Below are 26,026 nucleotides of genomic sequence, written 5' to 3'. Positions count from 1 at the left end.
ATTGACAATCTGTAGGGGCGCATAGCTCGTGCGTCAACCATGAACATTTCGTTTCGGACGCATGTGCTGTGCGTCCCTACGTTTATTAATACAGAGCGTCAAAATATGGTGTTCAAGTAGGTTATAAGGTATGTCTACCCTGCTGTTTATCCTCGTTCTTTCTAAAAGAAGCGTACTTTTACCGAATTATTTTCATGATAATAAATATTTTTCTTCACGAAAATAAATATTTTTCTTCATGATAATAAATAATTATTTTCATGAAAATAATTCAGAGTAAGTGGACTTCAACGTGAGAAAGAATACTAAATAATGGCTTTATTTACACATGATAGTATCCTTAAAGAGGGTTGTGAGAGTTGATGAATAGCCGAATTAAGGGCTTATCAGTTAAGTGTTTATAGAGTAGTAAAGGTCAATAACAATCAATAATCATAATTCTAACGTAGAGATGAGAACGCCTTTCGAATAATGGTGGGTTAAGGAAGTAAACCCAATTACGAGTATGGAGTTATGTATTATGAGTTAAACTAATGGATATACTATCGCAAGACATAATGTATTTACCAGGTGTGGGGCCACATCGTAAGGAGATTCTGGGCAAAGAACTTGGAATCCATACTTATCGTGACCTACTGGAATACTTCCCTTACAAATATGTTGACCGTACAAAGTTATATCTTATTTCAGAGCTTTCACAAGATATGCCGTTTGTGCAAATCAAAGGAAGAATCCTCAGTTTTGAGGAAACTGAGATGGGAAAACGTAAGAAACGTATCGTTGCACACTTCACCGATGGACATGGTATCTGTGATATCGTATGGTTTAATGGTACGAAGTATATCTATCAGAACTATCAAGTAAACAAGGAATATATTATCTTTGGCAAGCCTACCTTCTTTAATGGTAGGTTTCAGTTTACGCATCCTGACATTGATGATGCTTCTCAGTTGCAGCTCAATGACATGGGTATGCAACCCTTCTATGTCACAACAGAGAAGATGAAGAAGGCTGGTATCACTTCACGTGCTGTGGAGAAACTGACAAAGATGTTGATTAGTAAGCTTACTGAACCTTTAGAAGAGACACTCCCACCCTTCATTACAACCCATTTGCATCTCATCTCACGGGATGCTGCTATGCGCAAGATTCATTATCCAAAGTCGGTTGATGACACTCAGCGCGCCCGTGTACGTCTGAAGTTTGAAGAACTCTTCTACGTACAACTTAACATTCTTCGCTATGCCAGCGACCATCGTCGCAAATACCGAGGCTATATATTCAATAGGATTGGAGCACAGTTTAATTGGTTCTACTCCCATAACCTGCCTTTTGAACTTACTGGAGCGCAGAAAAGAGTGATGCATGAGATACGTGCAGACATGGCAAGCGGACGACAGATGAACCGTTTGTTACAGGGCGATGTAGGCTCAGGAAAGACCCTTGTAGCGCTGATGTCTATGCTTATTGCTATCGACAACGGCTATCAGGCTTGTATGATGGCACCTACGGAGATACTTGCAGAACAACATCTCCAGACGATTAAGGAATTTCTCAAGGGAATGAACTTGCGTGTAGAACTGTTGACGGGTATCGTGAAGGGCAAGAAACGACAAGAAGTATTAGATGGACTCATCGACGGTTCTATTAATATTGTTGTAGGAACGCACGCCATTATAGAGGATAAAGTGCAGTTCCAGCACCTCGGTATGGCTGTTGTCGACGAGCAACACCGCTTCGGTGTGGAGCAACGCGCTAAGCTATGGAGTAAGAGTGAGAATCCCCCACACGTATTGGTGATGACAGCTACGCCTATACCACGTACGCTTGCGATGACCATCTATGGCGACCTTGATGTCTCTATCATCGACGAGTTGCCACCAGGACGTAAGCCAATACAGACGATTCATAAGTATGATGACCAGATGGCGAGCCTTTATAGTGGTATAAGACAGCAGATCAACTTAGGGCGCCAAGTGTATATCGTCTATCCACTCATCAAGGAAAGCGAGCGTATGGACCTCAAAAACCTTGAGGATGGCTTTGAGGCTATGCAAGATATCTTTCCTGAATTCCAGCTAAGTAAGATTCATGGAAAGATGAAGGATAAGGAGAAAGAAGCCGAGATGCAGAAGTTTGTCAGTGGACAAACACAGATATTCGTTGCCACAACAGTGATAGAGGTAGGGGTCAACGTACCAAATGCCAGCGTAATGGTTATTCTCGATGCCCAGCGTTTTGGGCTTTCTCAACTCCATCAGCTGCGTGGTCGTGTTGGTCGTGGTGCTGAACAGAGTTATTGTATCCTTGTTACTAACCACAAACTAACCAAGGAAACCAGAAAACGTATTGATATTATGTGCGATACAAATGATGGTTTTGAAATTGCAGAAGCCGACCTTAAGTTGCGTGGACCTGGTGATCTGGAAGGTACACAGCAAAGTGGTATAGCCTTCGATCTTAAAATTGCCGATATAGCACGTGATGGACAGATTGTTCAAATGGCACGAGAAGAGGCACAAAAGATTATCGACGACGATCCAACATGTCAAAAAATAGAATATAACATGCTCTGGGAGAGACTTAAAGCGTTAAGAAAGACTAATATAAACTGGGCTGCTATTTCATAGAAAACAACACCACAAAATTAGCCTCAAACGCCCTGTTTTAGCGACTTGACATAAATCATGTGGAGGCGAAAATACGTATTATTCCTTTGTTAAACAGGCTAAAAAAATAACGAAGGTGTAATTTATTCGAGATTTTTTCGTTATCTTTGCGAAGTCTTTCGGTAAAAATTTACGTACTTTCAGAAGTTCATCAACGATTTAACCGTTAGAAAGGGATATGAAAATCTGTCCCGTGCCGTAAGGCATCCGAGTTTAGAAATAAAATAACTTGATTATGACTTTTAAGAAAATAGTTAGAACTTTTGCACTAACATCTCTCTTAACCTTGACAGCCCATTCAGCAAATGCTCAGGACCTGCTTGCCCGTCAAGCACCAATCGACCGTCGTGCTAAAGCATTAGACACAATGGTTATTAATCGTCTTCGCGAAGCTGAGGATATCGAAGAGCCTTCATCTGAACTCTATAATGATTGGAATAACAATTATGCACACCGTGGAGGTAACCTTCCGGATGTATACAAGATTGATCTTCGTGGCTTCCATATGCCAACACCAAGCCGTGTGATTACAAGTAACTTCGGACGCCGTTGGGGTCGTCGTCACCAAGGATTGGACATCAAAGTGTATATTGGCGATACTATTCGTGCAGCCTTCTCTGGTAAGGTTCGTGTAGTAAAATACGATGGAAACGGATATGGTAAGTATATTGTTATCCGTCATAATAACGGTCTTGAGACCATTTATGGTCACCTTTCAAAGCAAATAGTAAGTCCAAACCAGACTGTTCGTGCTGGTCAGCCTATCGGATTAGGTGGTAATACTGGTCGTTCTACAGGTTCTCACCTTCACTTCGAAACTCGTTTGGCAGGTGTAGCTTTGAATCCAGCACTCTTCTTCGACTTTGCTAACCAAGATGTTACTGGCGACTACTATGTATTCCATCGCAACACTGTCGCGCAAGAGTCTGAGCGTGCAACAGCTGCTCGTGGTACTTCTTCAAGCCTTGGTTACTCTCGTGAGAACATTCAGGGCAAAGGCAACCAAAGTCATAGTTCACGTCAGGAAAGAAACTACAACACTGATTTTTCAAGTCATACTCCACGTAATGAGGCAAGTGCTGATAATGGAAAGATTTTCTATCACAAGGTTGCTAATGGTGAAACCTTAGAAACGATAGCCAAACAACATGGCATCAGTATCGAACAGTTGTGCCGTCAGAACCGCATAGGCAGATTGACACGAGTATCAGAAGGACAGCTACTCTCGATTACGAAGTAAAGATTTAACCCACCATACAAACAGAGGGTGTTTCAAAATGCAAATATCATTTTGATGATCTTACAGTTTGAAACAATCCAATAAAAAATGACCATTTCTATACTCGATTTTGAGTAAAGAAATGGTCTTTTCTTTGCCTTTAAAAGAATCCTACTTATAGATTGAAAGTTGTCAAGTTATTAATTTGCATTTTGATACACCCTCTACTTGCATATAGCTCCCGCTACCAGCTCCCCTCTCTTTCATCACCAACTAACACCATCTAGCTTCCATCCTCCTCTAGCAAACTGCGCATTTCACTCCCCTCCCTATGGGGGAGGGGTCGGGGGAGAGGCCAGTTGTTGTTGTTATCCTGCCACTGGTCCACCCTCTTCTTTATTCTCCTTTTCTTTCGGCTTGGGGGCAGGGCTCTTTTTCTCCTCTTTCCACTCCTCCCAGTGAATAGAATCAGAAACCAGCGAGCGAGTAGCAACCTTGTTGTTCTGTGTGCGCGAAGTCTCGGGAATGAAACGGACACGGACATTCTTAATTTGCTTTGCTGTCACCTCTTCAGGCTTCGCGATACCTTTGTCGGCGTTGATCGTGTAGTAGAACGTACCCACACCCTCCAGTTTCACTGTGCGACCTTCTGCCATAAAAGATGCCATTACGCCGCCTAAATCTTTCAGCACAGCGTACGTGTCACCACGACTCACCGTCGAAATCAATGCCAAGCGGTCCGCCACCTGATCGGTTGTTACGGGTTTCCCTACGGTTATTGCTTCTGGATACCATAGTCCTGTTAGCTTTTTCTTTACTTTCTTAAAAAATGCCATAATATTAATGCTTTAAAGTTGGTAAATATAATATGTAAATTATTTTCTTATTCGAGTCCCCCTCGGTGTGGGACTGAGGGTACCTAAGTATCATACTTAGGGTACCTGAGTATCATACTTAGCCCCCCTAAGTATCATACTTTGGTACCCTATTTATAATCACTTGATTATCAACCACTTACAAAGGAGTTGTTTTTGCCCTCTTTTGTCATGTTTTTTCGCATTAATTATCTCCGAAATCCGAGAAAGGTTGCGCCCTGTACCCATAGTCACGCCTGTTGGAGCCAACGCTGACACCATCATTTGTGAAGTACAGGTAATACGCATTCTCTCTTTGCCACCAACTAGGATTAGCACTAGATGTCCAATAGTAGCCTTCGTTGCCAACGTAAGACTGAGAACCTAATCTGTAGAAACCGAGAGCTGGCAGGTAGAAATAATTATTTGCATCGGCTGCAGAAGGGGCACCTAAAATCTTGATGCTAAGATTGTAGTTGATGGCTTGACTAGGCTTTGTACGTAAGTCGAGTGAACCATGGGCGAATTTCTCAGTATCGTAATGATTCTCTGCTTGTAATACAGACTTCTTCTTAAACCACATTCCTCCTTTATATAAATGCCCCATAGTAGTCCATAGCTCGTCACCGTCCCAACGGGGATTACCGTACACTACATACCAAGACATTTCGTTGGCGTTAGGAATGTTGTTAAATGAAGTGTGGGTAGCTGGATTGCTTATGCCATTACCAGGAAAAATTTCGTTGTAGTAACGTAAATCCGTGCTGTTTTGAGCGTAATTCGGTGAATAGCCTGCGTCAAGTGTTGGCTGGCTGCCACCATTGTACCATTCGTACCCCTTCCAGTATTGCTCTTGTGCGTCCCACTGATAATAATGATTGCCGTCGTAATCACGCACGTTAAGGTTAGCGGTGATGTTGTAATATTTATTTTGGTCGTAGGTTGCTGATGCCAATATCTTAGTTATTGTACCCTCAACCCCTGTTGCAACGTCCTTCACCCAATAACGTATCTTAAGTGTGTGAGTTCCTGGCTTTATCACCATATAAGCACCATTGGTAGCTGCGCTTGCTGTGCTATTAGTCAAAGGGAAACCATTAGCATAAGTACCACTACCTTTTGTTTCAAGCACAATCTGCTTGCCTGAACCTGTACCTGTGAGTTCGCCTGTTGTTGGATTGAGGGTATATGTACTGGTAATATCATCATCAGAATTTACCTCTACCTTTGTCAAGTAGCAGTCATGTAAGATAGTGTTACTGGTGCGTGGCAAGAAGAGAAGGTAAGCAGCCTTGTGGTCTAAGGTGAAAGCAAACTGCTGTTTACCTGGCACTTTAGTTGCCGTTGCCATACCGCAATCGCCTGCTGCACCGAAGTGAGTGGTTGTGTTTGGCTCTGCTTGACTCTGGCTAGCAGAAATCTTTGCCTGGTCGTTGCTACCGCCTTGCCCTGGATAGTAAACCTCGTATGACGTGTGGGCGGTATAAGTGCCAGGCACTTTAAACTTAAAGTTATCTGTCTTGCCTGTTGGCGAATTGCTACTTGCATGCCAGGTGTTGTTATCGTCCTTTACATAAATCTTATCACCTGCTTCCCAAAAGAACTTACCATCGCTCTCCATTGAGGTGCGGGTGGTGGGGTCACCTGCTGAAAAGGTTGTCAGGTTCTTGTCGTTATCTGTGTTGTTTGGGTTCTGCGCTACATCTTCATTGGCACAGGATGCAAACGCTAATGTGAGCCCGCAGAAAGCTGCGAATGAAAGCAGGCGGGTCTTGAATAATTTCTTTTTCATTGTCTGTTTCTTCTTTTTGTGATTTTGTTTTCTTTACTTGGTTAATAACTCTCTTTGTTAGTTTTCCCATGAAGAATGCTCTGTTGCTTCTTCACTTTCAGTCATCCAGCTTGGAGCCTGCTTGGCATCACCAAAACTTCCGCCTGATTGAGCTGGGTTGTGCTGACTGGGGAAAGAAGTGTCCATCAAATAAGTGGTTTCGCTCACTTGGATTATCGTGCAACTTGGTGCAGAATAATCCTTCTTTTCTTGTTTCTTTCTCATTGCTTTTTTGATTTGATTAAAAATAGTTGTTATCTACTCTCTATTATGTGGCTTCGTTGCTCACCTTTTATTATATACATCCTGATAACCTTCTCGTCAATCTCTCTTAACAGTCTGCACGCTTCCTCTCTACAGGCAGACAGCGTATTACCACTGCCTGCCCGAGAAATCAACGAGAAAAAACAAACTATTACTAGAGAATTACAAGTACTTGTTATGGTAAAATCAGTGCTTAAAATGTCCTTATTTTGCCTTTTAGCCTGCTCGCAAACGGACACAAAAAAACGAACAAAGGAAACTCTAGGAAGTCCTTTGTTTACAAGGGTTACGACACGCTTCGCGCGCGCGTAGGATGGAGGAAAAAAAGTATGATTAAACGCTAGGTGCGCCTGTGTGTGTGTGTGTGTGTGTGTGTGTGTGTGTGTGTGTGTGTGTTAGCAAAATATCTGAAACTACCAAATATAAAGCACTAAAAAAGGCAAAGAAATCAAAGTTTCTTTGCTGTGCTGGATTGGCTGGATATGTCATTGCTAATTTGTTCACGGCCGCAAAGGTAAGAAGAATAAATTGAATGGGCAAGGAAAAGAAGAAAAAAACCTCCCCTCGCGTGGATGTGTCAAAATGCAAATACCATTTTGATAATCTTACAGTTTTAAACAATCCTATAAAAATAACCATTTCTATACTCGATTTTGAGTAAAGAAATGGTCTTTTCTTTGCCTTTAGAAGAATCCTACTTATAAATTGAAGGTTGTCAAGTTATTAATTTGCATTTTGACACACCCTCTTTTCGATTATAGCTCTTTCCGTTTATAAGAACAAAGGGAAAGAGAATTAAGTCGGATATGGAGTAAACTCAAAGGGATTTTACTTTCCGAACACTTGATTCATTACATTAGCAGGTGGGCGCTGATTCTCCAACTCGTTCTTCATAAAGTCCATATAAGGCGCTACATGCTCGAAGAACTGATAATACCCCTTGCAGAGATAGTTAAGTCCAGGATTTCCGTAACAATCGCGAATAAAACGATTCTTCGGGCACTCTCCATGGCAAGCAAACTGATACTTACATTCCTTACACTGTTGTGGAAGAAGTCTATACTTCATCTTGGAAAAGTCCTTCTGTCGGTCGCTATTCATCATCTCATAGATGGTATGCTGCGACAAGTTGCCAAGTTTATGTTCTGGATAAACGAAGTGATCACATGAATAGACGTCACCATTATACTCCATAACGCCAGCATGACCACACTCTTTAGCCATGGTACAAATACCAGGTGCAACGCCAACCCAATTCGCTAAAGTGGCATCAAAAAGCTGTATATAATATTCGCCTACATCATGGTGTACCCACTCATCGAAGATAGTACAGAGGAAATTACCCCATTGTTCAGCCGTGACAGAGAAGTCGGTTAGCTCACCACCTTCCTGCATTCCTGGTGCTAAGGTCAGCCCATCTGTACGCTTAACAATACGCTCCACGATAGGTGTAAACTGTATATAACGGCAGCCAATCTCCTTGAAGAAGTGATAAAAGTCTAACGGATAGTCTGCATTAAAGTCGTTGACAACGGCGAGTGCATTCCATTCAACCCCATGCTTATTCAATAAGTCTATGCCTTTCATCACCTGATGGAAGGAAGGTTTACCCATTGCGTTGCGGCGATACTCGTCATGGAACTCTTGTGGACCGTCAATAGAGACACCCACAAGGAAGTTATTTTCCTTGAAGAAACGACACCACTCATCGTTTAGTAGAATACCATTTGTCTGAATGCTATTGTCTATCTGACGTCCACGAGCGTAATAACGCTGCAGTTCCAACGCACGACGATAGAACGAGATAGGACGCATCAGTGTCTCACCGCCATGCCATGTGAAGAGGACTTGTGGTGTTGTCTGTGCCTCGATGTACTCCTTGATAAATTTCTCAAGTAACGCATCGGTAATAACATGATTCTTATTATCGTCATATAGCTTGCTCTTCTCCAAGTAATAACAATACTTACACCGCAGGTTACAAAGCGAACCAGCTGGCTTAAGCATGATATACATGGGATGACTAAAGGGAACAATGGTATTCATAATAATCTTGTTTCGGGTGGCAAAGGTAGTCAATTATTTACTAATGGCAAAACATTCCAGATGACTTATTAAGCTCTTGCTGGACGTTGACCCATGAGCTCTCTTATCAGAGTAGGTAAATATGACTTCGTATAGTCGTATTTTGTAGGGTGTTTAGGGGCTAACGCCAATGGTGTTTACCAACCGCACCACACGTGCTAAGCCTTAGCACGATATGTGCGAAGCATCCGCACATCATGTGCGGAGCAATTACACAGTAATAAAAAAGCGGAAAGAAAACTTCATTCAGCATGTCATAATATGTCGTGAGGGTAATAGAACTAACTTATAGAAGGACTTGTTTACGGAATAAGAGAAATAAAAAAAATGTTCCAAGACTATTGACCGCAAAAGGTTTTAGCCTTGGAACACGCCATATATAGTGTGAAACGAAATCTTACTTAGAGGTTGTCGTGTCTGGTTTAAAGGAGTCTGAGATTCCTTTACCTAATTTCTTAAAGAACTTCTTGCCATCGGCACCAATCTTACGGGTTACCTCTCCCATAGTCTTGGTTTCACGTTTAATCACCTTACCCATGCCACGTGAGAAAGTCTTAAAGCCGTCTCTAACCTCCGTTTCGCCAGATTCATTGTTGTCTGGTAGCGGTGCATAGGTTGAGTTATTACTATTTGCATTGCCATTGTTGGAAGTCTTAGGCTTTGATACATTAGAAGAATTCGCAGCCTTTGAATTGCGATTGGCTTGCTTCGCTGCAGCCTGCTTATTTGCTCTTACCATGCCTGGTGATGCTCCAGCAATACCACTATACTCTGTTTGCGCTGATACCGAGAGGCACAGCAGCAACAAAGCTACTAACATTTTAATTCTCATTCTTTCCATTTTCGTACGTTTTATTAGGTGAAGAGGACAGAGCATGAACTTGCTCTAAACATCCCCATAATAATACTACTTACTGATAAAACGATTTTAAAGCGCAGAAATTGCAGCCCTTAACAATCAATAGGACGTATTAAGGGCATTTAAACTAAAGGTAGTCTACCTATTTTATTAAACTACGTACGGCAAACCATGCATGAAGGAGGACTGTTTGAAGCAGTCCATAGTGCTTACACATCACATCAAAACGCTCTCGGAGCGACTCTTTGTGATGAAGGGTTGTTTGTCCTTCTCGTACATAATTTGCTACAACGGCATGGATATTGCGTAAAAGGAGTTGCTGACGTTCGCCCTCTTTCATGACACGTATACACCAATCTACATCTGCTGAATAGCGATAAGTTGTATCATATAATAGTGAACGAGCGATGTCTAAGCGAGCATAAAATGCTTGATGACATACCAACATACCATAACGGAAAGAACGCCATGTGAGTCGTTCTGATGGACTTAGCCTGCGGTGGCTAATAAAGTTGCCCTTTTCGTCAATGATGTCTGTGTCACCAAAGAGGACGGCAGGGAGTTCCTCGCCATCTCCAACAACAGCAGCAAGTACCACCTTGTCTAATGTATCGGGATTAGGGAAGCGGTCACCTGCATTCAGGAAGACAATATAATCACCGGTAGCCTGTTGTAAGCCTTTATTCATTGCGTCATAAAGTCCTTCGTCTGGCTCGCTTTGAATACGTACGACATGCTCATTTTCAGCCTCGTCAGACAGCTGCTGATAGGCTTTGGCAATCTCTAAAGTGTCGTCTGTTGAAGCCCCATCAATGATGATATGCTCCACATGAGGATAGTCCTGCATGAGCACACTGTCAAGTGTCGGTTGCAGAACCGAAGCTGCATTATAGGTTATAGTGACTACTGAAAATGTGATCATAATCGGAAATTCTTATAGGCGAGTGCCTCATTATATACTTCAAGATATTGCATTGCGATGCTACGTTGTGAATAACAGCGCAGCACTTTCCCCACAGCTGCTTCTGAAAGGGCTGTGTAGTCGGACTCATTAAGCACCCAGTGTATGCCCTTTGCAAGGTCGTCTGCATTGCGTTCTGCCGCTACATAGCCATTCTTACAATGGTCAATCATTTCAGGTATTCCTCCAACCTTAAAGCCTATCGAAGGTACACCACATGCCATTGCCTCCATAATAGTATTAGGGAGGTTCTCTGACAAGGATGGTAAGACAAACACGTCACAAGCATTATAGACATCAACTATCTGTTGGGTGTCATTGACATAACCCAACTCACAGACTTCAAAATCGAACTCCTCTCTAAGATCTTCTGCATGTCCTCCGAGTATAGCCACGGCAGTGTTGTCCACCATCTCAGGGTATTTCGTAGCCAATTTGTGGCATGCTTCGACAAGATAAGAAATACCCTTATTTACATTTGTTACTCGTTGTGAGGCGAAAAGGATTATCTTTTTATTCAAAGGGAGCCCTATCTTTATACGTGCCTGCTTGCTGTCGGCAGGATGGAAAACGTGTGTATCAATGGGATTAGGGATAGAACGCACCTGTTGACCAGCGAGAATAGCACTCTTGCGAGCCTCTTTTTCAAGCCACTTACTACATGTAACAAACATGACGTTACGCCCTTCAAGCATCTTCTTCTTACGTTCTAAGACCCGATGAGATAGGTCGTTTGTAGATCCACCATTGGGTAGCAAGCGGCAATTACCACATGCCGACTGATAGCGTAGACAGTTTAATGTAATATGACAAATGCCTGTTGCGGGCCAAATATCATGCATTGTCCACACGACAGGCTTCCCACTGTCAAGAATCTTACGGATACCTTTCAGCGAGAGCATACCCTGATTAATCCAAGACAAGTGTATGATATCAGCCTCTTTGAACTCACGTAGCTTCGTAATGTCCGTTCCTGTGTTTGCTAAGTCTATCTCAAAGAGGTGGTTTCGAGAGAAATGAAGGTGCCAATATACGCAGAAACGCTCCCATAACAAGTTCCATTGGTTACGCCATTCGTGCCCAAGACTGACCACAGTGATGTCATCTGTCAGTTTATCTCGTACTAACATCTTTGCCTTCACTCCGTTGTTATTCAGAGCATCTTTGAGTCGGTTGGCTGCAACTGCAGCACCACCTGTTTTCTCACTGGTATTTACAATCAGTATTCTCATTGATATATCATTTGCAGCAAAGTTACAAGAAAACAGATAAAAAGCCAAGAAAAGTAACTAAATATTGATTGTTTGCGCACACAAAGAGTTGATATGTATCAAGAAAAGATAGTTTTCAATATAAAAGTCAATGTAAATGTTGCACAATACTTGAAAACATTCTAACTTTGCATTGTCAAAAGGTTAATAGATTGTTTAGGTTAGTAGTAATAGATTTAGGTTTTTAGTTATTTTATTAAGGTAAAAGTTTAACGATTGATCAAGGATGACAAAGGTGACCGTGAGGTTCCCTTTCATTTGAAAAGATTTCTTAGTTAAACATACTAATAACGCCGAAGCTCGTTGAGAGTCTCGGCGTTTTTTTCTTTAAACTTTTCCCTTTGAACATTGAACACTTCCCTTTGAACATTGAACTTTGAGCTTTGAACTTTGCCTTTAAGCATCATCAGTAATCATAATTAAGCCCTTTGAATATTGAACTTTGAGCTTTGAACTTTGCCTTTAAGCATCATCAGTAATCATAATTAAGCTCTTTGAGCATTGAACTTTATCCTTTGAACATTGAACTTTGAGCTTTGAACTTTGTCTTTAGGCATCATCGGTAATCATTATTAAGCCCTTTGAACATTGAACTTTGAGTTTTGAACTTTGTCTTTAGGCATCATCAGTAATCATAATTATGAATTTTGAATTATGAATTCTGAATTAATCCCCTCGTTTTCTGGCATAAGAAGAGCCGACACTCATAAGGAGTATCGGCTCTTCTACGTTAGTATGTTATGAAAAATTTGAGAGAATTGAGACTTCACAGCCTCGAGTTGTTTTACTTAAAATGATTATTTTATAGAGAAAGCATAGAAATTGTCTTACTTTGTGATGGTTGATACAGTTGACTGTATCTTATGTTGTAAGGTGTCGCTCACTACCGAATCGGCCTTAGCAACAGATGGACCCTCCTGAGGTTTGTTAATAGCTGCAGTGTTTGGGCTTACCTGATGAGCATCACCATCAGAGAAAGCAACCTGCATTGCATTACCTAAGGTTAGGAAGATTGCTACCACAGCAGCTGCCTTGAAGAGTGGCATAAGACGGTGGCGCATTGTTATTACACGTGCCTTTACTGGCTCGTCTTCCTGTATTAGTCCGAGGACTCTCTGGTCAAAGTCATCGCCCAAGACGTCCATCTCCTTCTCATTCTGCTCGTAAACGAATAGAGAACGATAAGGCAGCAACGCAACTGGAATGTCCTCCTGCGAGAAGAACATACGCAAGATTTCTTCTTCTTGGAGAGAAGTCTCGCAACGCCAGTAGCGTTCCAGTAATTGTTCGATGTACTTATAATCCATAATTGTCTAATTTCAAGTATTTTTGTTTGACCGTTTGGCGAGCTCTAAAGATGTTTACTTTCACTTGCTCTTCGCTGATTTCGAGTATTTCTGCAATCTCTTTGTATGCCTTTCCTTCAAAATCTCTTAGCTGCATGCAGCTTCGTTGTTTCTCTGGGAGAGCGTCTACAATCTGTTTAACGAGACTGATTTTGTCCTCTTCAATCATTCGGTCTTGAGGATTAGATGAAGCGAGAGGCTCAGCTACTTTCACATCTTCCAAAGAATCATTGTTGTTTTCCTTCTTTTTGATGCGGTCGAGCGAAAGGTTTCGACATACGGTGAGGCTAAATGCTTCAATAGAATCAATGTTTTCCCACTCGTATCGGCGGTTCCAGACCTTTATCAGTGTGTCCTGAACGATGTCCTCAGCCTCAGCTCTGTTGAGCGTGATACGGAGTGCAAGCCGGAAGAGTTCATTCTTCAACGGCAACACATCGTTACGGAAACTGACTTTTTTCATCTTCTCTCTGTTTAAATGACGCTTATCTATGGGGGAAAGTTACAAGCATGGGGTGAAAAATGCTGTTATTTAACTTTCATTAAGATGTTAGCTGTTGTTTTTTGTTGCTTATTATTGCTCTTTTATTTGGCTTTGAGGCTTATTATAAGGGCTTTGTCGTGGTCTAACTTTATGATGTTAAAGGAATTTCTTTCATGAAAAGAAACATTTTTCTTCATGACAAGAAATATTTTTTTCATGAAAATAAATTCTTCTTCTCGTGAAAATAATTCCGAAATAACGCCCTTTATATTCTTCATCTCTATGCTTTACACATCTTGGTTGTGCTGTTTATCAGTCTTAAACATCATCTTTACGTTTCCACTCTTTCGTCTTTCTTATCCAATAACTCTATCAAACTTATCCAATAACTCCATCAAACTCAGTAATCATAATTATGAACTATGAATTCTGAATTTTGAATTAATAATAGTAATCATAATTATGAATTGTGAATTATGAATTATGAATTAAAAGAGCTTCTGCTATTTTTAAGTCGAATGGGGTTGTAATCTTAATGTTCTCACGATTTCCTTCCACCATTGTTACCACTTGTCCGAGTCGTTCAACAACGCTCGCATCATCGGTAAAATCGGCATTTTCTTCTTGTTCGTATGCTTTTTTGATGAGTTGGATGTCAAAGACCTGCGGCGTTTGTACGGCTTTATAATTGCTACGCTGTACGTTTCTTCCGCTTGGAGAGTCACCGATAAAACGCAGAGTGTCAGTAACTGGTAATACTGGAATGACCGCTTTTGACGTCTGAGCAGTATCAAAACAACGTGCAATGGTCTCACAAGAGACGAAAGGACGCACACCATCATGGATGCCAACAAGTCCAACAGCATCTGTAGGAATCATCGAAATGCCATTCTTACATGACTGAAAGCGACTTGCACCACCATCAGCTAACTGATATTCCTCATCGAAATGATACTGCTCGCATAGTTCCTTCCAATATGTTTGTTGCTCTTTCGGTAAGATGAGGATAACTTTCAAATCCTTATCGTAGGCATGAAAGCGACTGATCGTGTGCATGAGGACAGGTTTCCCACCGACAGGAAGAAACTGTTTGGGTATGTCTGCTCCCATGCGCAAGCCTTTTCCGCCAGCGACAATGATGGCATATTTTGACATAATATGAGCCACTGTTCTACGCTATAAATATGGTTTATGAATTGAGAAGACGGTCGTAAATCATACCCTTCTTTATCTCTTCCACCTTCTCAGCAGGTAGGAAATAGCTTAGAAGCTGATATCCGTATGGGAAAGAAGCAGCAGGACCAGCACCAGTTGTTACGTTTCCGTCCTCTTGAACAAGTGCTCCTGTGTATTCAGCATCCTCACCTAAGTAGCTTTCCATACCTGGATAGATTGTTGCTTTCTTACCTTTCAACAAGCCAATAGATGCCAATACCAATGGTGCAGCACAGATAGCAGCAACACGTTTACCCTTCTCAAACTGCTCTTTGAGGGCTTTACGAACGCCTTCGTGCTCGTTCAAGTTTTTTGAACCAGGCATACCGCCAGGCAACATCAGTAAGTCTGCATCCGAGAAGTCGGTTATGTTCTCAAAAAGGAGGTCGGCTTTAACCACTACACCATGTGATGATTCAACGAGATTACTACCTGTAATACTAACCATCTTTACCTCTACGCCTCCACGACGCAAGATATCAACAGGTGCCAAAGCCTCAACTTCTTCAAAGCCATTAGCGAGAAACTCATATACCTTAGCCATAATTATTTTGTTTTTACGTAATAAATCCAATTAAAATCTTTACTTTTGCAAATGAATAGTGTCTGCAAATATACTAAATATTCATGGTATTGTGTGGCTTGTAAGACTAAAAGAATTAAAAAAGGCATGTTTTTATGGCAGAAAAGAAACTTAGTTTTGCTATCTTCGGCAATGCTTCTAAAGCTTTTGACTCGCTTCAGATAACAGAAATCTTAGACTATCTGAGGGAGCATGAAGCTGATGTATATATTGAACAGAACTTTTACAATAGCCTACAAAAAGAACTTAAGAAGTCGATTTCTATAGCGGGTGTATTCGAGGGGGTAAACTTTGATGTCGATTATGTCATCTCCTTAGGTGGCGATGGTACCTTTCTAAAGGCAGCAAGTAAGGTTGGTCCCAAGCAAATACCTATCATTGGCGTGAATATGGGACGGTTAGGTTTCCTCGCAAATGTTGCTCCAGAAGAAATTAGAAACGTACTTAATAATGTCTTTGAAGGAAGATATGAGATCGAGGAACGTGCTGTTATCCAACTTGAAGCAGATGGGAAAGCTCTCGAGAACTGTCCTTTTGCCTTGAACGATATTGCGATTTTGAAACGTGATAATGCTGCGATGATATCGATAAAGGCAAGTGTAAATGGCGAATTTTTGGTAACTTATTTGGCTGACGGACTCGTTATCAGTACTCCGACAGGCTCAACAGCTTACTCATTGTCGGTTGGTGGTCCGATCATCGTACCTCAATCGGGTATTTTAAGCATGACTCCCGTTGCACCACATAGTCTTAATATTCGTCCAATCGTTATCAGTGATGAGGCTGAAATAAAGTTGGAAGTACAGAGCCGAAGCCACAACTTCCTCGCAGCTGTGGACGGACGGTCAGAGAAACTCAGTGAGGGAGTAACGCTAACGATAAAGAAGGCACCGCATAAGGTGCGTATCGTGAAGGTCTATGGGCAGCGTTTCTTCTCAACACTACGTGAGAAATTGATGTGGGGAGCTGATACACGCCAGTTTTAGAAAGGCTGGTTGTTAGTGAGAAGGCTGTGATAGACTTTTCATTCAGCCTAGTTTTTCTAGCTTTCCTAGGAGCTCTAGGAGTCCTATCTATCCTAGAATACCCGGCAACCCAAGGCCTTCAATAACAATAAATATAAGAGAAAATAATGGTAAGCAAGATAAAGAAACTCTTTCAAATTCCTGAAACGCATTATACAAGTAAGGAGATATTCCGCTGGTTGTGGATAGCTTGGCGTGGTAATCGCAAGCAAGCTGTGTTGAATGCTATGATAGGTATTTTCAGCGTAGTCGTTTCTTTGACTACCGTTTGGGCTGTACAGTATGCCATTGATGTGGCTTCTCATGCCAAAGAGGGTAGTATCTATACTGCAGTGAGCATCATGGGTGCTTTGATTCTCTGTGATTTTGCATTGAACATAGCCTCCGTGTGGGTAAGAAATCTGTTAGGTATCAAGGCGCAAAATCGTATGCAGCAGCGCATGCTCGACCGTATTCTGCGTTCGGAGTGGCATGGTAAAGAACGTCATCATAGTGGTGACGTACTTAACCGATTGGAATTTGATGTTGCCAATGTGGTAAGTTTCCTTACCGAGACGATACCAAGTTCAGTCTCGACATTGGCTATGTTCCTCGGTGCTTTCTTCTATTTGATGTCGATGGACTGGCGTCTTGCCATTATCATTGTCGTTATGATTCCACTATTTGTCCTCATCAGCAAGGTGTATGTACGCCAGATGAGACGACTGACACGTGAAGTTCGCGACTCAGACTCAAAGGTTCAGAGTGTTTTGCAAGAAACGATTCAGCATCGAATGCTTATCAAGACACTTGAAAGTGACGAGATGATTGTTGGAAAGTTGGAGGGAACACAACATGAATTGCGCCGTAAGGTAGTGCGTAGAACGAAGTTTTCTGTATTCTCAAACCTCGTCTTAAACTTTGGATTTGCCTTTGGTTATCTTGTTGCCTTTACGTGGGCAGCCCTTCGCATGTCGGCTCATTCGCTGACTTTTGGCGGTATGACAGCCTTCTTACAGTTGGTAAATAAGATTCAAAATCCTGCTCGTCAATTAACGAAATTAGTACCTGCTTTTGTTTCAGTATTCACTGCTGCCGAGCGACTAATGGAGTTAGAGGAGAATCCTTTAGAGGAACAAGGCGAGCCGATAGAGGTGGCTGGACCTTGTGGTATTCGCTTGAATCATGTCGACTATCGTTATGATGATGCCGAACGAGAGATATTGAAGGATCTTGACTTCGATTTCTACCCAGGCTCTTGTACGGCTATTCTTGGTGAGACAGGTGCTGGAAAGACAACGCTTGTACGTATGCTCCTTGCCTTGATGAAGCCTAATAAGGGCTCTGTAGAGATTTATAACGAAAAAGAAAGCAGAGAGTTGACACCGCTCATGCGTACCAATTTTGTCTATGTCCCTCAAGGTAACACACTTCTTAGTGGCACAATCCGTGAGAACCTACTACTCGGTAAGGTCGAGGCAACGGAAGAAGAGATGATTGCAGTACTTAAGAAGAGCTGTGCTGACTTTGTTTTCCATCTTCCTTTGGGACTCGATACGCTCTGTTCAGAGCAGGGAGGAGGACTCAGTGAAGGACAGGCACAACGCATTGCCATAGCTCGTTCGTTACTGCGTGACCGTAGTATCATGATATTCGATGAGGCAACGTCAGCCCTTGACCCACAGACAGAGCGCGAACTCTTGAAGAATATACTCTCCAATCACGATAAAACGGTGATTTTCATCACCCATCGTCCAGCTGTTGTTGACTATTGCGACCAGACGTTGACCATAGAAAAAATACAATAATGTATTTGCGTTATTCAAAATAAGGTCGTATATTTGCAACATGACTGAAAACTGAAAGGAGAACTAAAAACTGCAAATTCCAATCTTATTAGTGGAAGAAAGATAAAGAAAATAGAATAAAATTAGATATGAAAAGAATTCTTTTAGCTGTTGTCAGTGTATTTCTTATGTCCGCATCAGTGGCTTTTGCACAGACAATAAACGTTGAACCAACTAAGGATTTAGATGCTAAGTATGCCACGAACATGCTCAATCCGGGTACTCGTGCGCCTGAGTTTAAGTTGAAGACATACGATGCTAAGGAAATAAAGTTGAGTCAGTATCGTGGTTGTTACGTGGTATTGGATTTCTGGGCAAGCTGGTGTCCAGACTGTCGTCGTGACATTCCTGCTATGAAGGCACTTTACGAGCAGTTCCGCGACTATGGAGTGCAGTTTATTGGTATCTCTTTTGATACCGATCGTGAGGTCTGGGCACAGGCTTACTGGGGGAAGTACCAGATGCACTGGACACAGGTGAGCGAGCTGAAGAAGTTTAGGAAGAATACTGTTATCGACAAGTTGTATAAGATTGATTGGATTCCTTCAATGTATCTTATCGACCCGGAGGGTAAAATAGTTATGGGTACGGTGGAGATAGGTAAGCTGAAAGCGAAGTTAGAGTCCCTTTCTCTGACTCCACAGGTTAGTAAGACTGAGGTGCTCCCTACCTTTGAAGGCGGTCAAGAGGCTATTAATAACTATTTTGCACAGAATCAACGTCGCAGCATTCAGTCATTCCGTTCAAAGGTGCATGCCGAGATGACTGTCGTTTTCAACGTCGAGATGGATGGCACTGTTACTGGTGCTCATGTCGTTGATGTAAAGAACGTGAAGGGTACAAGCAAGCACTTCATGAAGATGGATGCTGAGAAACAGAAGCATGTGTTGAACAACTGCGTTGAATACTACAAAGAGCAGGCTGTTCGTCTTACCAACAATATGCCTAAGTGGAATCCTGCTATGCAGAATGGTCGCCCTGTAAAGAGTAAGACAACAGTGAATATTGTTTTCCAGTAATAGACGGATTGGACAACAATTAAGTTCTAAATAAGATGTACAAGGCTGTCCTAACGAGGGCAGCCTTGTGCTTTTTATTCCTTGAAAAACGCTCTTTTTGATTCTGCTTCAGTCTCATCTTTCATCGTGTTAGTACTCCGCACCATTGGCGCTAACCCTCCGCACGCTATGTGCTAAGCACTAACACGTATAGAAAAGATGGGTAAGACGAACTTTTGTTGGCAATGTTTGGAAACAAGAATATTAATGCTTACTTTTGTGAAAGGTATATAAGGAAAGGTAATGGTCGATAGTCGGGTTGTTTTACTGTGTCTTGCATTTCGATATAATTAGTAGAAGCGCTTGATAATGGTTGATTTTTTTATTTTTAGAGGGATGAATAAGTTATTATGGTTATGTGGCATAATTGCCTTTGTTGCCATCAGTTGTTCAGAAGGTGGTCGAGGTAGTGGCAAGGAAAAGGATGCACTCAGTGCGTATGACTCCGTGCTTATTGGACGTGATCCCGGCTTTAGTAGCGGTCTTACGGAGGTTTATTGGATGTTATATAAGAATGGAAGTGTAACGAAATGTACGCGATCAATATTTGCATCTGACGATGGTAAAGACACTGTCAGAACTGTTCGTTTTAGTGATGATAGTGCTCGTCGCGTACAAGAACTTGTTGATGAAATGTTTGTTAAGGGTACTGTAAAGGACGTTGTGGCAGTAAAAGGTAACGAACATTGCAGTGATTTGGGTGGTCTATACATCTATATTTACTATCCAGGAAAGACCGTTCGATATGAATATAACTGGGGACAAACAGGTGTAAAATACTCTTCCGAGTTCAATGAACTTATGAATCTGTTAAAAGCGCATGATGCTGAATAGGGAGAAAGAGATATAAAAGCAGCTATTATGTGCTTAGCGGCTTTGTCTCAGTAGGCGGACAGCTAACTTATGTCAACGTGAAGGACTATGATGAGGGACGTGATAGAGCCTTAATGGGGTATGACCTCAGTCTGATGGGTAACTATCATTGATCTGAAGTACTGAAACTACCATCCGTACTGGATATTTATAGTGGTGCTTCCATCGGCTTACGAACAGCTGGTTTGTAGGTAGGTGTGCGCTATAACTTCAGTGAGACATTCGGACTTTATGGGCAGGTGCGACAGAATCTCTTCAAGACTTTTGGCGATGATGTGGAATATGGGCGTGTCTATCAAGGCAAAACAGCTCTCTCTGTGGGTCTGACTGTTACGTTTTAAAGCTATTTATCCACTACTGTTTTGTGATGATTTGAATGTCAGAGTAATGAAGTTCGTGTGTAAATAAACAATAAAGGCTATCGGAACTCCGATAGCCTTTATTGGATGATAATAGTCTTTTTATTGATACTGACGGTGTCTGGCAATAATGTCTTCCGCTGGAATGCTAACAATATTACCGTTTTCATCACAATTGATGACAGGTTCATTTTTGGCAGCTTTCTCTTTTAACAAGATTCGTTCTGACTCAATAAACCCTTCTTCAATAGTTTTTAAATAGGCTTCTATTTCTTTATTTGACATAACTTCTTATCTTTCTAAATTTGACTTCATTACTAATTCTGGTTCTTATACTATTTCCTCCGAAAGCTATACGCTCTTTAGGCTGTATGCTGTTATCATATATTGACCATATATCAACCTTATTCATAAACAAGTTAAATAGATTTGATATTCCCAATACATATCTTCTGTATATTGTGTCTTTAGGAATGTTGTGCCCACCATTTCTTACTCTTTCAGTTACACGTATGCTTGCAAGCTCTGGTGATGGTAGCCAAAAGAATAAGAGATTGACTACGAATCCTCTTTGATGCGCCTTTTCTACGAGTTTAATATAGGAGCGAGTTGCAAGTGTTGTCTCAATAGAAAATGACTCATCTTTGCTTAAGAGGTAGTCTATTCGTTGAAGCATCAACCTTCCTGCTTCAATGGCTGCACCTTCAGGGTTGAGTGGTGACAATCCTTTTGCTATTTCATCGGCATTGACAAACTCCTTTACCAAAAGGGTCTTTGGTAATATTGTCATTGAAGCTGTTGTCTTTCCAGCCCCATTACACCCTGCTATGATATATAAATGTTTTACCATTCGATGCAAAGATAATCTTTTCTTATGAATAAAGCAAGTTAGTTGATTTTTTATTAATTGTGTAGTATCATTTTTTACTTCTTTTGTTTGTTGCAGAGAAATCGTTTCCTTAGTTCTAAGTTTTTTATTTATCTGTTCTTTTGTTGGATAGAAAATAAGTAATAATAAAGGCAATGACAACCAAAGATAGTAGGTTGTCATTGCCCATATGTTATATGTATGAGAAGTTCAGATGCTTTATCTAACAGGTAAGTGAACTGTTAAATAAGCCTCCTAATTTTCAGAGGAATTAAAAACTGAGTACCATTGCCTGTCGCTGTCCCAATGGAATGTTCTTTGTCAGGTCTATGGTAGCACCTGTGAGGACATCAGTTGCTGTGGTGTGTGAGCCTATCACCTCGGCATAGCGGGCTACGTCGACTTGGTTATCAGCCTTCTTGCCATTGAGGATGGTGAGGACAGTCTTGCCGTTATGTTGACGTGCAAGAACGTAAACACCATGTTGAGGAATGAATTGTGTCTGAGAACCATTGATGATTACATCGTTGTTCTGTCGCCAATGGAGGAGACGGCTGGTCCAATCAAACATTGCATTCTCGGCTTTGGTACGGCCTTCACGTGTGAATTTGTTGACCTTATCGCCTGGGAATCCACCTGGGAAGTCCTTACGTACGTTGCCATCTGTCTTCTCTTTCGTACCATTCATAAGAATTTCAGTACCATAGTAGAGTTGTGGGATACGTTTCATCGTCAGCAAGAGAGCGTACGCCTGCTTCAAAGCCGTTGTATCCTTGCCATTGCCAAGGTAGCGGTCAGTATCGTGATTCTCGATGAATGCCATCACAGAAGATGGGTCAGTGTAGAGGTAATCATAGCAGAGAGAGTTGTAAATGCGGTTCCATCCCTTCCACCAATCATCTGTTTCCTCGTTCTTTGCCTGCGAAAGACGATCGAATAAGGCGAAGTCCATTACCGTTTTTAGATTGCTGTTAATGTCAGAGAGTTTGCTGTCTTTCTGCCAAGCAGCTGTATAAGCAGGCTCTGTTACCCATGTTTCGCCAACGGTGTTGAAGTTAGGATATTCCTGATTGAGCACCTTCATCCATTCAGCCATAGCTTTTCGGTCAGCGTAAGGATAAGTGTCCATACGAATGCCATCGATACCTACGGTCTCAATCCACCAAATAGAATTCTGAATCAGATATTTGATAACGTGTGGATTGCGTTGGTTGAGGTCAGGCATAGACGATACAAACCATCCGTCAACAGTCTCTGCCATATCCACCTTGCTGGCGTATGGGTCGAGAACAGGAGTAAGCTTGTAGCTTGTTTGCAGCCCATAGTTAGGGCTATTAAACCAGTCTTTTGATGGATAGTCTTTGATAGTCTTGCCGTTCTCATCAATACGTGTACCCTTAGCCCAAGGATGATAGTCACCGCAATGGTTGAAAATCATATCCATTACCACTTTCAGTCCCTTCTTATGACATTCGTCAATGAGTGCCTTGTACTCTTCATTGGTACCGAAGCGAGGGTCAACACGATAGTAGTCGGTTGTTGCGTAACCATGGTAGGTGCTGTATTTTCCATCGTCGGCAGGGCGATCATTCTCTAATACTGGCGTAAACCAGAGTGCTGTAACACCAAGGTCGGTGAAGTAATCGAGGTGCTGACGGAGTCCTTCGAGGTCGCCACCGTGTCGAAGACTTGGCTCGTTACGGTTGCAGAGCTGGTCCTCCATCCCTTTGATTATGTCGTTCTTTGGGTTGCCATTAGCGAAACGGTCGGGCATTAGCATATAGAGAACATCCGAAATATCGAAGCCTTTGCGGTCTGACCCTGCCATCTCGCGAGCCTTCAATTGGTACTTCTTTATAGTCTTTTTACCATTCTTATTAGAGAAAGTTAGGGCTATCTCACCTGGTTTCGCTCCTTTTAAGTTAAGATAGATAAGGAGGTAATTAGGCGAATCGAGGCGTACAAGCGAGTCAATCTTTATGTTAGGGTAGTCTGTTGATACGTCCGCAAACTTGATATCCTTGCCATATACCATCAGCTGTAACGTAGGGTCCTGCATGTCAGCAAACCAGTTGGTAGGGTCAATGCGGGTAACGTTTGGTTTAGCTGTTCGATTATTGGCTTTCTTTTGAGCTGCCGTACTGTTCTGAGCGGTCATAGGAGATGATAAAAGAAGTAAGAATAAAAGAATCTTCCAAGTCTTTTGAAAGAGGGAAAGATTAGGTTCGTTCGTTAGTTGTCTGCGGTTCATTTTAGGTAATTTGTTTTGCTGTAGTATTGGGCTTATTGGGCTAATTAGGCTAATTTGCCTAATAAGTTCAATATCCTTAACAGCTATTAATAATCTGCTGAATGGTCACTACTCCTTCCTTTGAAGGAGAAGTGGAGAAGGATAGGGGTCCTTAATCATGCAAGATAAGGGCTGACTGGGCATCAACCATCACCTCACCACCTTCCATTTTGCCTAATCCAGCTTCGTTAATTTCACCATTAGCACATACAATTGTATACTGACCCTTAGGGATGTTGACGGTGCGAAGTTCCTTGTTAGCATTGAGGATGACGTAGATATTCTTCCACTTATCACCACCAGCATGGTCTTTTAGGCAGAAAGCAACCAAACAATCCTGTACAGGAAGGAACTCAAGATGCTTGCGAACGAGGTCGGCTTTACCCAATCGGAAGGCTGGATGTGCCTTGCGAAGGTTGATGAGTCCACTGTAATAGTTGAATACCTGCGGATAAGTCTTGAGGTTATTCCAATCGAGATGGTTGATACTATCAGGTGAATTAAATGAGTTATGCACACCTTTCTTGTTGCGGAGCATTTCCTCACCAGAAAGCATAAAGGGTACACCCTGTGATGTGAAGATAACTGTCTGGGCAAGAAGATTCAGACGAATCAGCTCATTTTCATCGTATTCAGCCTCTGGAATAGATGCTTTCAGACGGTCAACGAGACACATATCATCGTGACAACTGACGTAAGAAATCATCTGAGTAGGCTCAAGGGCATAAGGTTTCTTAGAATAGTTTACCTTTGAGTAGTCTACCTGTGGGTGTTCAATCATACCCGCAATACCTGCCTTCAAACTCTCTTCCAAGCCTGTAACGCCACCCAGGAAACCGGCCTTGTGGTCGTCAGAGAAGGGTCCACGCAAGGCATCACGGATGTCATCAGAGAAGGCTGCAATGCCCGGCATCTGTGGAACTGCTGCCTTCATCGCTAACTTCTCAAGTGGATAAGCACATGTACCAGCACTCCATCCCTCGCCATAGACAAATATCTCTGGATCGATAGCATTGAGTTCACGACGAATATCATTCATTGTTTGAATGTCATGCACACCCATAAGGTCTACACGGAAACCGTCAATATGATATTCATTTACCCAATACTTCATTGATTCCAACATATACTCGCGCATCAAAGGACGCTCACTTGCCGTCTCATTGCCACACCCTGTGCCATCTGATGGTGTACCATCAGCCTTGTATCGGTAGTACGCCTTAGGATAAGTACGCTCAAAGTTACTATTTGTGAGGTCGAAAGTATGGTTGTAAACAACGTCGAGGATAACTCTGATACCCGCCTTGTGCAATGCTTGTACCATCTGCTTGAACTCCATAATACGGCGTGTAGGCAGGTTAGCATCGTATGAGTAGCTACCTTCTGGTACGTTATAGTTCAATGGGTCATAGCCCCAATTATACTGTGGTATGTCCGGTTTGGATTCATCTATCGAAGCAAAATCGAACGAAGGGAGGATATGTACAGCGTTAATACCCAACTTCTTCAAGTGATCAATAGCCTTCTGCTCTGTCAAGGCGAGGTATTTACCCTTGTGGATCAAACCCGATGAAGGGTCAATAGAGAAGTCACGGTGGTGCAACTCATAGATAACAAGGTCGGCTGGACTCTTGGTTGGAACACGACGATCGCTCTCCCAGCCTGTTGGGTTAGTCTCCTTCATATCTACAACGGCACCACGACCGCCATTACAACCTACCGCTTTGGCAAAGACACCTGGTGTCTCGCCGTGTCCGATATCGAAGGTATAGAACTTACCTTTGAGGTCTCCCTTCACAGTGACAGCCCAAGTGTTGTCTCCACTCTGCGTAAGTTTCACCTTCTTGTAGGCTTTTCCACCTCGTCCTGCCTCATAAAGGCGGAGCGTTGGTTTAGAGGGAGCATTGAGGCGGAAGGTTGTCTCACTCGGAGAATAGGACATCTCGTTGAATCGCTGCTGTGCAGCAACGTTCTGTGAGAGTATGAATGCAGCTACAGATGCTGCAAGGTTGTATTTTAATTTCATCGGGTGTTGAATGTTGGGTGTTGGGTGTTGAATGATGGGTGATGATGAATTGGGTGATGA

General features: G+C 42.1%; 23 protein-coding genes. 8 read left to right on the top strand and 15 right to left on the bottom strand.

Features of this window, described 5'->3' with window-relative positions:
• Positions 1-533: 533 nt before the first annotated feature.
• Both recG and J4861_RS11045 read left to right on the top strand, forming a co-directional pair.
• A complete protein-coding gene (recG, locus tag J4861_RS11050; RefSeq protein WP_211816870.1) occupies positions 534-2,630 on the top strand; it encodes an ATP-dependent DNA helicase RecG in 2,097 nt (698 codons plus the stop codon).
• Positions 2,631-2,904: 274 nt separating this feature from the next.
• A complete protein-coding gene (locus tag J4861_RS11045) occupies positions 2,905-3,909 on the top strand; it encodes a peptidoglycan DD-metalloendopeptidase family protein (protein WP_211816869.1) in 1,005 nt (334 codons plus the stop codon).
• A gap of 347 nt (positions 3,910-4,256) precedes the next feature.
• Here the strand turns inward: J4861_RS11045 and J4861_RS11040 are convergent, their stop codons facing one another.
• From J4861_RS11040 to J4861_RS10990, 11 genes are all read right to left on the bottom strand, one after another.
• Positions 4,257-4,724 carry an HU family DNA-binding protein gene (locus J4861_RS11040; RefSeq protein ID WP_211816868.1) on the bottom strand — a complete coding sequence of 156 codons (468 nt, stop codon included), beginning with the start codon at positions 4,722-4,724 and terminating at the stop codon, positions 4,257-4,259.
• 223 nt (positions 4,725-4,947) lie between these two features.
• Positions 4,948-6,534 carry a hypothetical protein gene (locus tag J4861_RS11035; RefSeq protein WP_211816867.1) on the bottom strand — a complete coding sequence of 529 codons (1,587 nt, stop codon included), beginning with the start codon at positions 6,532-6,534 and terminating at the stop codon, positions 4,948-4,950.
• A gap of 57 nt (positions 6,535-6,591) precedes the next feature.
• Positions 6,592-6,798: a hypothetical protein gene (locus J4861_RS11030; protein ID WP_346267017.1), complete on the bottom strand. Its 207-nt coding sequence runs from the start codon at positions 6,796-6,798 to the stop codon at positions 6,592-6,594.
• A gap of 867 nt (positions 6,799-7,665) precedes the next feature.
• Entirely contained in the window at positions 7,666-8,883 is a 1,218-nt protein-coding gene (locus tag J4861_RS11025) for an anaerobic sulfatase-maturation protein (RefSeq protein ID WP_036921696.1), read from the bottom strand.
• 436 nt (positions 8,884-9,319) lie between these two features.
• Entirely contained in the window at positions 9,320-9,763 is a 444-nt protein-coding gene (locus J4861_RS11020; protein ID WP_036921693.1) for a hypothetical protein, read from the bottom strand.
• A 160-nt stretch (positions 9,764-9,923) separates the two neighbouring features.
• Positions 9,924-10,703, bottom strand: coding sequence for a glycosyltransferase family 2 protein (locus J4861_RS11015; protein ID WP_211816866.1), 780 nt, complete (start codon positions 10,701-10,703; stop codon positions 9,924-9,926).
• Complete coding sequence (locus J4861_RS11010; RefSeq protein ID WP_211816865.1) at positions 10,700-11,974, bottom strand: glycosyltransferase family 4 protein; 1,275 nt, start codon at positions 11,972-11,974, stop codon at positions 10,700-10,702. Before J4861_RS11010 ends, J4861_RS11015 begins: the two co-directional genes overlap by 4 nt.
• An 866-nt stretch (positions 11,975-12,840) precedes the next feature.
• Positions 12,841-13,320, bottom strand: a complete 480-nt coding sequence (locus tag J4861_RS11005) for a pyruvate ferredoxin oxidoreductase (protein ID WP_211816864.1) — start codon at positions 13,318-13,320, stop codon at positions 12,841-12,843.
• Entirely contained in the window at positions 13,310-13,822 is a 513-nt protein-coding gene (locus tag J4861_RS11000; protein ID WP_211816863.1) for an RNA polymerase sigma factor, read from the bottom strand. Before J4861_RS11000 ends, J4861_RS11005 begins: the two co-directional genes overlap by 11 nt.
• Positions 13,823-14,317: 495 nt before the next feature.
• Positions 14,318-14,998 (bottom strand): 2-C-methyl-D-erythritol 4-phosphate cytidylyltransferase, encoded by a 681-nt coding sequence (locus J4861_RS10995; protein ID WP_211816862.1) that lies wholly within the window; start codon positions 14,996-14,998, stop codon positions 14,318-14,320.
• 34 nt (positions 14,999-15,032) lie between these two features.
• A complete protein-coding gene (locus tag J4861_RS10990) occupies positions 15,033-15,602 on the bottom strand; it encodes a DJ-1 family glyoxalase III (protein WP_211816861.1) in 570 nt (189 codons plus the stop codon).
• A gap of 134 nt (positions 15,603-15,736) precedes the next feature.
• On the opposite strand from J4861_RS10990, the gene J4861_RS10985 reads away from it, so the two are divergent.
• The 6 genes from J4861_RS10985 (at position 15,737) to J4861_RS13430 (ending at position 20,764) form a co-directional block, all read left to right on the top strand.
• Complete coding sequence (locus J4861_RS10985) at positions 15,737-16,627, top strand: NAD kinase (RefSeq protein WP_211816860.1); 891 nt, start codon at positions 15,737-15,739, stop codon at positions 16,625-16,627.
• 146 nt (positions 16,628-16,773) lie between these two features.
• Positions 16,774-18,453 carry an ABC transporter ATP-binding protein gene (locus J4861_RS10980; RefSeq protein ID WP_211816859.1) on the top strand — a complete coding sequence of 560 codons (1,680 nt, stop codon included), beginning with the start codon at positions 16,774-16,776 and terminating at the stop codon, positions 18,451-18,453.
• Between the two features lie 128 nt (positions 18,454-18,581).
• Positions 18,582-19,511: a redoxin domain-containing protein gene (locus tag J4861_RS10975; RefSeq protein WP_211816858.1), complete on the top strand. Its 930-nt coding sequence runs from the start codon at positions 18,582-18,584 to the stop codon at positions 19,509-19,511.
• A 375-nt stretch (positions 19,512-19,886) separates the two neighbouring features.
• Positions 19,887-20,384, top strand: coding sequence for a hypothetical protein (locus J4861_RS10970; RefSeq protein ID WP_211816857.1), 498 nt, complete (start codon positions 19,887-19,889; stop codon positions 20,382-20,384).
• Positions 20,385-20,413: 29 nt separating this feature from the next.
• Positions 20,414-20,536, top strand: coding sequence for a hypothetical protein (locus tag J4861_RS13490; protein WP_282958349.1), 123 nt, complete (start codon positions 20,414-20,416; stop codon positions 20,534-20,536).
• 84 nt (positions 20,537-20,620) lie between these two features.
• The gene (locus J4861_RS13430; RefSeq protein ID WP_249110840.1) at positions 20,621-20,764 is read left to right on the top strand and encodes a hypothetical protein; all 144 of its coding nucleotides are present in this window, start codon (positions 20,621-20,623) and stop codon (positions 20,762-20,764) included.
• A 120-nt stretch (positions 20,765-20,884) separates the two neighbouring features.
• On the opposite strand, the gene J4861_RS10960 is transcribed toward J4861_RS13430, so the two are convergent.
• The 4 genes from J4861_RS10960 to pulA form a co-directional block, all read right to left on the bottom strand.
• Complete coding sequence (locus J4861_RS10960; RefSeq protein ID WP_025837033.1) at positions 20,885-21,067, bottom strand: hypothetical protein; 183 nt, start codon at positions 21,065-21,067, stop codon at positions 20,885-20,887.
• Positions 21,057-21,632 (bottom strand): ATPase, encoded by a 576-nt coding sequence (locus J4861_RS10955; RefSeq protein WP_211817787.1) that lies wholly within the window; start codon positions 21,630-21,632, stop codon positions 21,057-21,059. Before J4861_RS10955 ends, J4861_RS10960 begins: the two co-directional genes overlap by 11 nt.
• Positions 21,633-21,921: 289 nt before the next feature.
• Positions 21,922-23,808 carry a glycoside hydrolase family 13 protein gene (locus J4861_RS10950; protein ID WP_211817786.1) on the bottom strand — a complete coding sequence of 629 codons (1,887 nt, stop codon included), beginning with the start codon at positions 23,806-23,808 and terminating at the stop codon, positions 21,922-21,924.
• Positions 23,809-24,052: 244 nt separating this feature from the next.
• Entirely contained in the window at positions 24,053-25,966 is a 1,914-nt protein-coding gene (pulA, locus tag J4861_RS10945; RefSeq protein ID WP_211816856.1) for a type I pullulanase, read from the bottom strand.
• Between the last annotated feature and the right edge of the window lie 60 nt (positions 25,967-26,026).

This window comes from Prevotella melaninogenica, assembly GCF_018127925.1.
Taxonomy (GTDB): Bacteria; Bacteroidota; Bacteroidia; order Bacteroidales; family Bacteroidaceae; genus Prevotella; species Prevotella melaninogenica_C.
Note: the sequence above shows the minus strand (reverse complement) of the source record. Positions and strands in the feature narration are given on the sequence as shown.